Source organism: Phormidesmis priestleyi BC1401 (genome assembly GCF_001650195.1).
In the GTDB taxonomy this organism is placed as follows: Bacteria; Cyanobacteriota; Cyanobacteriia; order Leptolyngbyales; family Leptolyngbyaceae; genus Phormidesmis_A; species Phormidesmis_A priestleyi_B.
Map to the genome: position 1 here is coordinate 23,025 of NZ_LXYR01000054.1, position 6,842 is coordinate 29,866.

4 protein-coding genes and 1 pseudogene are annotated in these 6,842 nt (G+C 48.0%); 1 reads left to right on the forward strand and 4 read right to left on the reverse strand.

Annotated features, from left to right (window positions below; genetic code table 11):
- From cas3 to A8707_RS20935, 4 genes are read right to left on the reverse strand one after another with little or no spacing between them, the layout of a single operon-like run.
- Positions 1 to 2,292 carry a type I-D CRISPR-associated helicase Cas3' gene (gene cas3, locus A8707_RS20920; protein WP_068819143.1) on the reverse strand — a complete coding sequence of 764 codons (2,292 nt, stop codon included), beginning with the start codon at positions 2,290 to 2,292 and terminating at the stop codon, positions 1 to 3.
- Positions 2,289 to 3,074 carry a type I-D CRISPR-associated protein Cas5/Csc1 gene (gene cas5d / locus A8707_RS20925; protein WP_068819144.1) on the reverse strand — a complete coding sequence of 262 codons (786 nt, stop codon included), beginning with the start codon at positions 3,072 to 3,074 and terminating at the stop codon, positions 2,289 to 2,291. Before cas5d ends, cas3 begins: the two co-directional genes overlap by 4 nt.
- A gap of 3 nt (positions 3,075 to 3,077) precedes the next feature.
- Positions 3,078 to 4,088: a type I-D CRISPR-associated protein Cas7/Csc2 gene (gene cas7d, locus A8707_RS20930; protein WP_068819145.1), complete on the reverse strand. Its 1,011-nt coding sequence runs from the start codon at positions 4,086 to 4,088 to the stop codon at positions 3,078 to 3,080.
- A gap of 11 nt (positions 4,089 to 4,099) precedes the next feature.
- On the reverse strand, positions 4,100 to 6,271 hold the full coding sequence (locus A8707_RS20935) for a CRISPR-associated protein Csc3 (RefSeq protein WP_197484939.1): 2,172 nt from the start codon (positions 6,269 to 6,271) through the stop codon (positions 4,100 to 4,102).
- 50 nt (positions 6,272 to 6,321) lie between these two features.
- Between A8707_RS20935 and A8707_RS20940 the strand changes: the two are divergent.
- A pseudogene (locus tag A8707_RS20940) lies at positions 6,322 to 6,842 on the forward strand (IS701 family transposase); the annotation flags it as partial.

Genomic DNA, 6,842 nt, shown 5'->3' on the forward strand with positions numbered 1-6,842 from the left:
TCAAACTATCCAAAAATCTTCATTATCAGGACATTGCAAAGTAATTCCAGCAGAAGCGAGCGCGAGAATTCCAGACAAACTAGGAAAGAACAAGTATTTTTTAAATGTTGAAGAATCGGGAGAGGAAACGTGAATTGGATAACACTCTAATCTTTGTCTCTTTAGGCGTACTATAGCCCAACTGTTCTTAGCAGTTTCGGAGACAATCACGCCAGGGATGAGTGTGCCCTCGATTGCTTTTTTCAATGCTTTCGGTAGTTCTGTTGGACGAAAACTATCTCCTTGCATTCGTCGGATGCCCCACTTTTCAAAGGCAAAAAGTTTGCATAGAAGCGTGTTCTTGAAATCTTCTAGGCTCTCGACCCGTAGAGAGAAAGATAGCTGGTAGGGTTCCTCAGCGCGTGAAGTGATTTCAATACGATCGCCATCTTCCTCAAACTCAAGAAAACGTAGAAGATGAATTGGGTCAAGGTTTGTTTCTCCAACTTCATCTAGGAGCAGTTTTTTGGGGTCGTAGATAGTTACATTTTCAAATAAGCTGTCTCGGAATCGAAATAAAGGGGCGTAGCTTGTTTTGAGAATTTCGGCATATTCTTTTAAGTTTTCTGCAAGGTTCTGGTCTTTTTGAACCATTTCTTCGATCGTTTTGATCGAGGCTCGTCCAGATTCAACATCTTCAAGATCTTCTGGGCAGCAGGCTCTCAAAAAGCTCATCACACAGCTTTGACCACCCTTGATGTATTTCCAGTCTCTCTGAATTTCTTTGACTGTTTTGCTGGCAATGGTTTCTGCACCTTTAAGAACATTCATACGCTTGCGATAGAAGTTCCATTTCCGTTTTCCACCCAAAACAGTCTGCAAGGTTTCGTAAAGCTGAGTCACTAAAGAGGCTTCAGGAAAATTCTCTAGAAATGATTCAAGCTCAAGCAGAGGTTTAGCAATTTCTAGAAAGGCTTCCGACCGCCAGTAGATTTCTAGAAACGGATGCTTCATACAGTCCAGACTTTCTAGCATCTGCCTGATCGATTCTCGTCCGCCTGCACAATCTAAATTTTCAATTCCTTGCTCCCATGCTTGTTCTGGTAAGTACGCGATCGCTGCCGATGGAATCTCAGTTTGCCTCTTACCGAGAACTCGCCCTACACGACCAATACGTTGCCAGAAGGCAAAACGATCGCGGGTTGAAAAAATCAACCAATCAAGACTTTGGCGCTCTGGCTCAACGTCTCGCTCAAAGTTAAAGCCGACATCAACCGTACTCGTTGCCAAAATAACTTGTTTTTGTGCTGCTTTCTGGCGCTGATCGCTTTTGGTGTCACCTGTAATGCGTCCGCAAAAGTTAGCATAGCCCCGTTCTCGAAGATCAGTTGCAATTCGACCTAGTGTATCCTTTGCATCAAGGATAACTGCACCATTCTGGTCAGGATGTTCCTTCAGTCGTTGGATCACTTCATTGGAGATCTCCGTTATCAGCAATTGCTTGTCTAATTGCTTGCGAATCTCTAGAGAAACTGACGTTTGAGACGGTTTAAGATGTTCAGTTTGTGTTTCTCCATCAATACGGGAAATTTTGACACCAGCGCTTTCTAATCTTTCCAAAGCCGCTTCGCAGGAGGGTTCTGGTGTTGCTGTCAGAAGAACAATTTTTCGATTATGTTGGAAGTACCCCAAAACCTTTGAGAGCGCAAGATAGAAGAACAAACTGACGAGTTGCTTGGCATCATACAAGTGAAACTCGTCAAAAATTATGGTTGCAAAGCTGCTGTAGAAGACACTGGCGATGTTGCTACGATCGAGCGGATTGTATTGAAAGAAAGCTGCATAGTAAAAAATATCTGGATTTGTGACCAGCAGAAGTGGTCTACCACCGCCACATTCAGAAAAAATGGTCGCAGGTTCACGCAGAACATTGTAGAGTTTTTCCCCGGAGCGATGCCCGACGCGATCGTTTGACCAATCTTTGACGTGCCGTGCAGATGCAGCTTTAACAACGTGAGGTAGTCCCGCATCTCGCACAAAATCTTCTGCGGCTTTGGTTTGCTGTTCGATCAAGGCGTTGGTGGGTGCAATGTAAATTGCGTTGCCCTGGCGGTTGTGAAGCAACACACTCAACCCCGCTTTGGTTTTTCCGGTTCCTGTTGGGGCAAGATCGAGAATAATATCGCTTGTTTTTGCTGCCGTATACACATCAACCTGATGTTGAAGTGCCTGTCCCATAAATTGCAAAGCAGGTGGAAGATTTACACAGGCGGCAATGCTGCGGGGTTCAAGGCTAATTTGAAGATTACTCATAAGATACGTCCACCACAAAATTGCAGGTTTGCAGGCAGAGTGAATTTGCCAATTTGCCAAGCTGCTCCACGAAAATGCAGGTTTTTTAACAGAGATACAGGTGGTATGGAGATGAGATCAAACGAAAGTAATTCAAGATCGGTACGGGGAAGATCAGCCGCGCTGAGGTAGGCGTGGCAGTGATAGGTGTCTGTTGGGAGTGATGCGATCGCCAGTTCCTCTACAATCTCAACCCGCACCTTGCTCATGAATTTGCCCACGCGAATGTATTCAGGCAGTTCACAATCGCCCAGCGCGATCGTCCGAAAGCGATTGCCCCGTTCAATCATTCGCAAGCGTCCCGTTTGAGGGAAATTGCTAGGGCGAAACGTGTTGGGTTTCTTTCCGGTGCGCTTGAGCGGAAGGTCTTCCCGTGCAATTGCTACACGGTTGTTGGTCATGGCGTACCAATAGGAATCTGACAAGGCATTGAACCGCTCAAACCGAAATGAGGCGTTGCCTTCGACGTGCCAAGCAGGAAGAACATAGCATTGTTCGGCGAGGGGCGTTAAATCTTCGATATATCGGGGTCGTCCGGTATCTTGTCCCGTCAAGCGATAGGGAGATCGTGCCCACCCCAGCGCATAGGCAAGGGCATAGTTGCCGATCGTGCCTTCGGTGTAATAGGTATCCGATAGTTCTCGTGACGCAAAAAAGACGGGTTCAGCACACCACAACTCTATAAGCCGCGCCGATTGAAAGGGCAAAGGGGAGGAAGCCAGCGAAAGCTCTAACTGTGGCATTGCCTATTTCTCCTGCTTTTCTGCTTTTTCCTTCTTCTTGCCTTCACTCTTTACTTTTCGGAGCGGCGCATAAATCTGATCAAGACGTTTGAGGAATGTTTCCTGTTCGTTCAGTGCCCAATGTTGATCGACATCACTAATCAATGCCTCAAGTTCACTAACAGATAGCTGCATTGAGATGCCTCGCTTGTTTGTCCAGGTAGCAATGACGGATTGAACCGCAGTAATGAGTGGTTCCGGTTCTAGCGGATGTTCCAGTGAGGCAGCGGCATCGAGTTTGTCGTAGACACCTTGCACCAATTCTAGAGAGCTTGGCAGTTCGGCAATGCCACCAAAGAGTCCAAGAATCTGGTTTTCCATTCGTCCGACGCGACTGGAAACGGCTCCATACCGAGTGGTCAGCAAGATGTTACCGATTGCATACCGCAACTCATCGGCTGTAACATCTCTAAAGGTCACAATATCGAGAAAATGAACACCCGGTTTGATGTATTCACTGGTGTTGAGGGCAGTTGAGGCGTTACCTTTTTCGTCCCGCATGGTTCCGGTTTCAAAAACGGCATTAATGGTGCGATCGCCGATGAGTTCAGTCGCAGGCAAAACACTAAACGCATCTTCTGTCCAAACGCGGCTCTTTTGTGCGCCTTCTCCTCCTGCCGCAAACCCATACAAAAAGCAGTCGATGCACATCTCACAGGGAGCATTCGTGTTGAGGGCACAAGGCGCATCACTTTTGGGCGCAGTGTAAAGCAACTCATGCGATCGCAAAAATTCTCGCCCTCGTCGTCGTTCTGGTGCAACTTGTTTGCGCTTTGTCATCACCAAGCGCGGGATGGATTGAGTGTGTTTAATTCCTGCATGGACATACTCACTGCACATCGGTTCGCCTGTGCCTTCAGTGCGAAAGATGGTTTCTGATTGGGTTGTCCGTAGAATGACTGCGCCGATCGTCCGTCCTTTAGGAAAGTTCTCGTAGCTAGTGGCAAGAAAGGGTTTCAGTTTTTCAATTGACATGATGATGACTCCTATTTGGTTTCAGCTTTTGAGGTTTCAGCTTTTGATTCTGCTTTGGCTTTTAGTTCTTGACGAGCTTGTTGCAAGAAGAACAGGTAAGCCGCTTCCAGTGTTTTGCTATCGGTTAAAAGTCGCTCTGGACGAGAGTGATAGACTTCATCAAACAGTTGCTTTAAGACTTGATAGAACTGCTTGACTTGCTCATACTTGGTCGCACCGACTCCATGTTCTCGAATGCGATCGAGACGAGTGTGATAGTCCTGTACTAAAGCCGCAAAAATGGTGTCCCAATCCATGTGTGCTTTGCGCGATCGCACTGCCTTAATGAATTCGGAAAAAGGTTCCGCTTGGGCAGTGCGGCGGAAAGAGCTTCCTCGCAATTTGCCGACTTCAGCAATGTGGGCAGCTTGCTGGAGATAGTTTGAAACGAGATCGTGTTCTTCTGACATCAGGCTCCTCAATAAACGGTTCAAAGGTTCGCAAATTCGAGTCCAGACAGCTTCCAAATTGGGGTCATCCTGCTCTCGCAAAACCCAGCGCAGCAGAACGTGGTAGAAATCAAGTGGGCGTTGAGCGGCACGGGCTAAATCGTAGAGGCAATCGTCTCTTTTTTGAAGACTGGAAACACCGATCGTCAGCTTGCCGATACACTCCAATCGTTCTCGCACTTGTTCAGCCGTCACTGTGGACTGTTGCTCTTTCTCGGTTAAATGTCCTTGCCGTTGATAGATACCTGAACTCAGGAGAGGCTGAAGCGCCGAAGGAATGCCCTCAACTTTGCCAAAGACATTCCATTCCGGCTCAATTTCTAAATTGGCACTGAGGATAAAAGGAAAACCAAAATCAGGCGCAAGGGAAAGTTCTAATGCCAAACGGAGGGATTTGAGCAACGCCACTGAGTGATTCACATCTCCCCACACTACGGGAATTGGAATGGTGGAATAGGTAAACTCTGGACGCTTTGGGAGAGCCATTCCAACAACTTTATTAGGCTTGAAATCTAGCATTCCTTCTCGATAGAGTCGTAGCTCGTCAAAGGTGACTGTTCCGCCATCTGCGTCATTTTCTACTTTGCTCTTAAGCCAGTCCCGCCACAGTCCTTGTAGCTTAGAACTTGATCCTTTGGGTAAAGCAAAGTGTAGATACAACGGGTCTTGCTTACTCGCTTTAGGAAAATTAGCCCCAACCGTCATTAATTGGTATGCCAAAGCTGCCAAAGGATCGCCTCGTCGTTTTGGTTCAGCACTCATTCCCCCTGGTAGACGGTTAGAGAAGGCTTGGACTTTTGTTCCTGGCGGCATTTTGCTAGAAATTAGCTCATCTACCTGAGCAGACATCGCACCCAAAGAGCAACGCTGGCGTGGGTTTGCCTCGGCATAAGCAGTCAGTTCGTCAAACCCACACCAGTTTGTAGCATGGGGGAAATCTAGAAGTCGTCGAACGGCTAAAACCAGTTCATCTGAAACATCCACCTCTTCAGTTTGCCGAAGCTGAAACGAATCTTGTAGGGCTTCACGGATGCCGTCCATACCGCGAGTCAAGGCTTTGGCTGCAAACAAGCTGCGTCCATACTGAGCGTTAAATGGCTCTAGCGCAATCCGTTGTTCAGGCAAGAGTCCTGTATGGGTAGCAATCCGATCCCAGGCAGTTTTGGGATTGAGTTCTGCTTCCCGGTAGCTGAGATAAGCGGCTTTCATGCCTTCGGAAAGGGCAAATTCGTCGGCAGTGGTAACAGGCGTTAGCCCGATCGCTGTCGCTGCTGCAACCGCAACTTCTCCAGCGCCTCCACCATACTTCTCAATGTCTTGTGCAATCTTCTCTGCCTTATAGCCACTGAACTTTCTGGTCAGTAAAATCTCGACTTGCTCGATCGCCCCTTCAGGGTTCTGTTGAATCGCTTGTGGATCAACTTTGATGCCGTCCTTCGTTGCCTTAACCAATTGCTCAACATTGCCACTAAAGACACGAGCGATTTGCTTTTGCCAGCGCTTAGCGATTTCGATCGTTAAATCTGCTTCTGGAAAAGATTCGCCTTCAAAAATCTGCGCGTCTGGATCAATGCAGAGTGTATGTAAACCATGCTTGTGTAAAACTTCCTCACAGGCTGACAGTAGCAGTGAAGTGAGATACCCGCGATTTTCTGTTAACTTAGATCTTGCACCAGTCTCAATAGGGAGTTGCAAAGAAGCTGGAAATCTGTAAGAAAGGGCGTAGAAAATAAAAAGGGACGGTTATGGAAACCATCTTGCAACACGCCCAAGGATTAGTGTACGCCCTGCTTCACTTGATGCCTAGCCCCTATCAGCACGCCAGTCTCAGATCTCTTTTAGGCTTGTTTTTAGAGGCGCAGGGTCATCCGTTGCCTCAGCAGTGCCAGACAAAATCAGCGAGTGCGTTGAGTCGCTTTCTCAATCAGTATGAGTGGTCGACTCGCTCAGTGCTGCGAACGACTCGCCACCAGGTGTTGCAGCAGATTAGATCGCATCTCCCAGGCTCTGGCAGTCCCCTCAAAGTCTTGATTGACCTAACCACGTTGGAGAAGTGCGGCAAGTTTCGGCATCTGAGCGACCCGAGCGAGGATGAGGCAACGCCCAACCCGTGGGTGCGAGTGCTCAACGGCAAGCGAGGACTGCACCTCGTGATGCTCTACCTGGTGCTGGGGCAGTGGCGAGTGCCCTGGAGCTTCTGCATCTGGCATGGCAAGGGCACCCCGAGTCCGTCTCAACTCGCGTGTAAACTCCTCGCTCGTGTGCC

Excerpts from the sequence above, each read along its gene's own strand:
- cas3 (WP_068819143.1), bottom strand. The coding sequence starts at position 2,292 with ATGAGTAATCTTCAAATTAGCCTTGAACCCCGCAGCATTGCCGCCTGT.
- cas5d (WP_068819144.1), bottom strand. The coding sequence starts at position 3,074 with ATGCCACAGTTAGAGCTTTCGCTGGCTTCCTCCCCTTTGCCCTTTCAA.
- cas7d (WP_068819145.1), bottom strand. The coding sequence starts at position 4,088 with ATGTCAATTGAAAAACTGAAACCCTTTCTTGCCACTAGCTACGAGAAC.